This is a genomic window from Polaromonas sp. UBA4122, assembly GCA_002381615.1.
In the GTDB taxonomy this organism is placed as follows: domain Bacteria; phylum Pseudomonadota; class Gammaproteobacteria; order Burkholderiales; family Burkholderiaceae_C; genus Polaromonas.
On the sequence record DFWY01000103.1, the window covers coordinates 1 to 4,126 of the forward strand.

Here is a 4,126-nt window from a genome sequence, read left to right on the forward strand (position 1 = left end):
TCATTGAACGCTAAATGGTATAAATCGGTTGCAATACTCCGTTATTCCAATTGACTTCCTCTGGAACATTGATTTATCTCAAATCGGCCGATATGGACTCCTGACACACTGCCAACTCTCGCAAATCATACGAAACCTGTGGTTTTTCAATCCAGCCGTTCGCGGATTGATCTTGCGCAAGCGCCGGCGCGAACGAACAGGTTCAATCTACACAGGCGATAGCAGCGCAATGCCGACACGCCAGGATGGCGGGCGTGAGCGAATGAGTGCCCTAACTGGAGGAACCTGCATGCTTTTCCCCCTGCAGAACATCGTCAATTCTCTGCATGCCCGCACCGGAGTGCCGTTTGCGATCGGGCTGCCTGATGGCAGCCACTACCGCACCGACCCCAGTGAGCCGGTATTCACGGTCATGTTCCGCTCCGACGCCGCGCTGCTGTCGGTCTTCACCCGCGGGCAAATCGGTCTGCTGGAGTCTTATTTCGACCAGAGCGTCGACGTCGAAGGCGATTTCGGCGCGGCACTGGCGGCCGGCCTGCTCAGTGGCCTGGACATGCACGGCAAGGCCTTGATCGATGTCGAGAATGGCATCCATGAGCTGCGCTATTCAAACCACAGCGCTGCGCAGGCCAAGGCCAATGCCCGTGCTCACTATGGCCTCGGGGCCGCGTTCTATCGTCTGTGGCTCGACGATCCCTTGATGATGTACACCTGCGGCTACTGGCCCGAAGGCACGCAGACACTGGAGCAGGCGCAGCAGCGCAAGATTGATTATGTCTGCCGCAAGATCCAGCTCGCGCGCGGCGAACGCTTCATCGACATCGGCTGCGGCTTTGGAGGTTTCATGTTTCGGGCCTGGGAAACGCTGGGCGCGATCGGCACCGGTCTCAACACCACGACCGAGCAGGTCGACTGGTTGCACAGCGAAATCAAGCGCCGTGGCCTGGATCACACGCTCTCGGTGCGCGAGGCAGATTTCCGCGCGGCCGATGCCCAGTACGACAAGGTGGTGTCGATTGGGGTGCTCGAACATGCCGGGCGTGACCAGCTGGCCGCGGTGGTCCGGGCGCACGCCGAGCTGCTGAAGCCCGGCGGGCTAGGTATGCTGCACTTCATTGGCCATGTCGGACCCCGCGAGACCGACCTCTTCATCCGCAAGCACGTCTTTCCCGGTGGCTGGATTCCCGGCTTGTCGGAGGTGATCATTGAGATGGAACGTTGCGGGCTGGAGGTGCTCGACATCGAAAACCTGCGCCGCCACTACGCCTTGACACTGGACGAGTGGGCTCGGCGGTTTGAGCAGCAATGGGAGGCGATCCAAGCCCTCGACCCGCAGCGCTTTGATGAACGCTTTCACCGGGTGTGGCGAACCTATCTGGTGGGCTGCGCCGAAATGTTTCGCTCACCTGCGGGTTACACCCACCTGTTCCAGATCGTCTTCAGCAAGGGCAACGTGACCCGGGCCAGCTACCCGATGAGCCGGACGCACCTGTATGACGCCTGATGTGTTGGCCCATGCCCGGCGCCGGGCCGAGCTGGTCGCCGCAATGCGGTCCAGCGGGGCGAGCAGTGGGGCGCCGCTCGGTTTGGGCAAGCGCAATTCCAACCTGTTTCGCGACCGCCGCGAGGGGGCCAAGCGCCGACTGGACCTGAGCGGCTTCTGCCATGTGCTCGACATCGACACCACAGGCGGCTGGGTGGATGTTGAGGGCCTGACGACCTATGAGGAACTCGTCGCGCAAACCCTGCCGCACGGAGTCATGCCGGCGGTGGTGCCGCAGCTGAAAACCATCACCGTGGGAGGTGCGGCTGCTGGCGTCGGGATCGAGGCGACCTCGCATCAATGGGGCCTAGTGCACGACACCCTGCTCGAACTCGACGTTTTGCTGCCCGACGGCGAGGTTCTGCACTGCACGCCGGATAACGAGCACCGCGATCTGTTCTTCGGTTTTCCCAATTCCTACGGCACACTGGGTTACGCGCTGCGCCTGCGCCTGCGCACGCTGCCGGTCAAGCCGTTTGTCAAGGTGGAACATTTGCAGCACGACGTGTCAGACGCGTTTTTCAGTGACCTCGCCGCGCACTGTCAGGGCGCCGCAGACTTTGTCGACGGCGTGGTGTTTGGACCGCAGCAGCAGGTCATCAACCGTGCCTGTTTTGTTGATGCTGCGCCCTGGCTCAGCGACTACAGCTTCGAGCATATCTACTACCGTTCTCTGCTCGACAAGCGGGTCGACTACCTGCGCGTGCAGGACTACATCTGGCGCTGGGACACCGACTGGTTCTGGTGCTCGAAGAACCTGTACGCGCAACACCCGCTGGTGCGCCGCCTGCTGGGCCGGGCCCGACTCAATTCACGCACCTACACCCGGGTCATGCGCTGGAACGCTCGCTGGGGTCTGACGCGCCGCCTGGCCCGCTGGCGCGGCCGCTTTTCCGAATCAGTGATCCAGGACGTTGATATCCCGATGGTCGGTGCACCCGATTTCCTCGCCTTTCTGCTGCGCGAAATCGGCATCCTGCCGATATGGATATGCCCGGTGCGTGGGCCGGTGCCTGGCGCAGGATTCACGCTGTTTCCTCTGGCACCCGGCGGCCTCTATGTGAACTTCGGTTTCTGGGACGTGGTCGACAGCGCTGTCGCCTATGAGCCTGGGCATTTCAACCGGCTGGTCGAGCGTGAAGTGATGCGGCTAGGCGGCATCAAGTCCCTCTACTCGGACTGCTACTTCACACCGGAGGAGTTTGCGCAGGCCTACGGGATGGAGCGTTACCAGGCCCTGAAGGCAAAGTACGATCCGGCCGGGCACCTGCTCGGGCTTTACCAAAAATGCGTGCTGCGCGCATGAGCCAACTGGGGAGCTGAACGATGCCCTGGAACGCCGAGTACTTCCCCTCATCGATGCGGCATCTGAGCGCGGTCGTGCGGCTCAAGGCCATAGAGATCGCCAACGCACTGCTTACCGAGGGCATGGATGAGGGCAAGGCGATTCGCATCGCCATCGCCAAGTCCAAGGAATGGGCGCGACGCCACGGCCTGCCGGTGCGCGAGGATGTATGAACTTCGACAACACAAAACAAAACAGACCCGCTAAGGAAACGCGGATCAAATCAACTTTAACCACCTCAGCGGCGTAGCGCCTATTTTTTGTTCGCGCTGCACCAAGTTTGGCGATCTTTTTTGTGGCTCTACATAACGCTGCATTGCCGACGGTCAAGAAACCCGCATTGACCGTCTGGTTGGGGCCTGGTACAGACCTTTGTCGATCGACGCCGATCGGCGCAGTGAGCGGCAATTCAACTGCCGAGCTTCGTGTGAAGCAGGCTTTCAATCTCAATTTCTGATTGCCACAGGAAATCTGCTTAGCGCTTGCGAAGCAAGTTGACACGCATCGGTCGCACAAAATGTGCACCGTCTGCCGTCATGTGAGGCTCAAAGCGCTCACGCACCGCCTGCAAAGTGGTGGCATCAAGCCTGTGATTGACGAAGGTTACGTCGATCATGCGCTGTTCGAACTCGGCAAAGTCGCGGTAGTGCACCGGCGTTTCGAAGAACATCTCGGCTACCTGCTCCCAGGCGCCAGAAGACCCCGCTTCCTGCACCGCACGCAAGGCTGCAGCACGCACTCGCTCCTCGTCGTGGAACAAGCGCATCACCTCGTTAAGCGCTCCGGCAAACACCGGCTCCGAAATATAAAGAAGACCTTTTGGTCGCAGCACGCGGTGTATCTCTGCCAGCGCCTGGCTTAGTTGATCCAGCGGCACATGGTGCAAGGACTTCAGCATCAGCGCCAGGTCGAAACGCTCTGCCTCAAACGGGATCGCCTGTGCACCGGCTTGCACGAAATGCAGCCGCTGCTGTGGGTTGAGCAGGTTCTTGGCGTACTGACGTTCGTCCACTTCCAGCCCGGTCACCTCGCTGGCTGGACATCGTGCAAGCAACTGGCGCGACAGTTGTGCGGCACCGCAGCCCAATTCGATGATCTGCGGGTGCCGGTCCAGATCGACTAGCGATTGCAGCAAGTCGAGTTCGTCGGTTATCAGCGGCGTGCTCATATGGGCAGATCCTTCAGAATAGATTTAGAACTAATCCGTAAATAAATGATAATGGCCTTCCATGCGCGAC

Annotated in this window: 4 protein-coding genes; 3 read left to right on the forward strand and 1 reads right to left on the reverse strand. The window is 60.3% G+C overall.

The features are described 5' to 3' along the window. Positions 1-289 precede the first annotated feature (289 nt). The 3 genes from B3F77_RS14080 to B3F77_RS14090 are packed head-to-tail and all read left to right on the forward strand — an operon-like array spanning position 290 to position 3,061. Positions 290-1,504: an SAM-dependent methyltransferase gene (locus tag B3F77_RS14080; RefSeq protein ID WP_293605557.1), complete on the forward strand. Its 1,215-nt coding sequence runs from the start codon at positions 290-292 to the stop codon at positions 1,502-1,504. Continuing rightward, a complete protein-coding gene (locus tag B3F77_RS14085) occupies positions 1,494-2,849 on the forward strand; it encodes an FAD-binding protein (protein ID WP_293605558.1) in 1,356 nt (451 codons plus the stop codon). The genes B3F77_RS14080 and B3F77_RS14085 overlap by 11 nt, the downstream gene beginning before the upstream one ends. Positions 2,850-2,869: 20 nt before the next feature. Next, on the forward strand, positions 2,870-3,061 hold the full coding sequence (locus B3F77_RS14090) for a hypothetical protein (protein ID WP_293605559.1): 192 nt from the start codon (positions 2,870-2,872) through the stop codon (positions 3,059-3,061). 302 nt (positions 3,062-3,363) lie between these two features. Here the strand turns inward: B3F77_RS14090 and B3F77_RS14095 are convergent, their stop codons facing one another. Continuing rightward, positions 3,364-4,056, reverse strand: a complete 693-nt coding sequence (locus tag B3F77_RS14095; RefSeq protein WP_293605560.1) for a class I SAM-dependent methyltransferase — start codon at positions 4,054-4,056, stop codon at positions 3,364-3,366. Positions 4,057-4,126 lie beyond the last annotated feature (70 nt).

Excerpts from the sequence above, each read along its gene's own strand:
- B3F77_RS14080 (WP_293605557.1), top strand. The coding sequence starts at position 290 with ATGCTTTTCCCCCTGCAGAACATCGTCAATTCTCTGCATGCCCGCACC.
- B3F77_RS14085 (WP_293605558.1), top strand. The coding sequence starts at position 1,494 with ATGACGCCTGATGTGTTGGCCCATGCCCGGCGCCGGGCCGAGCTGGTC.
- B3F77_RS14090 (WP_293605559.1), top strand. The coding sequence starts at position 2,870 with ATGCCCTGGAACGCCGAGTACTTCCCCTCATCGATGCGGCATCTGAGC.
- B3F77_RS14095 (WP_293605560.1), bottom strand. The coding sequence starts at position 4,056 with ATGAGCACGCCGCTGATAACCGACGAACTCGACTTGCTGCAATCGCTA.